The organism is Pseudomonas sp. 32_A (genome assembly GCF_017490905.1).
Lineage (GTDB): Bacteria > Pseudomonadota > Gammaproteobacteria > Pseudomonadales > Pseudomonadaceae > Aquipseudomonas > Aquipseudomonas inefficax.
Window position 1 is genome coordinate 1 of record NZ_JAFGYI010000370.1, and the last position, 438, is coordinate 438.

1 protein-coding gene is annotated in these 438 nt (G+C 61.4%); it reads right to left on the bottom strand.

The window, feature by feature from the left end; translation table 11 throughout:
* Nucleotides 1-438: amidohydrolase family protein (locus J5M58_RS27115; RefSeq protein ID WP_207880535.1), on the bottom strand; the 438-nt coding region annotated here is incomplete at both ends.

Genomic DNA, 438 nt, shown 5'->3' on the forward strand with positions numbered 1-438 from the left:
GCCCTGGGGTGGCGGTGAGCACAGTACCTCCAGTTCCCGCAGCCACATGCCCGGCTCGTTCGGCGGCGAGTCGGTGCCGAACACGATCTTGTTGCGCGGCAGGTCCTTGGCGAACTCGACGATTCGCGACTGGAAGCACCAGCCGGATTCGCAGTACACGTTCGGCGTGTCCATGGCCATCCAGAAGGCCTCGAACGAATAGTTGCCGCCGGTCTGGATGCCGAAGTGGCCGATGATGAAATTGACCATCGGGAATTCGCGGATGATCGGGTAGAACATCGTCGGAATGGTGTAGGGCCCGTCACCGGTGTGGATCAGCACCACGACGTTGTACTTGGCGCAGACCTTCATGGCCGGGCGTAGCCAGTCGAGTGCGCGGTCCGGACGGTAGCCGTGCATGTTGGCGTGCAGCTTGAGCATCTTGAAGCCGTATTCCTT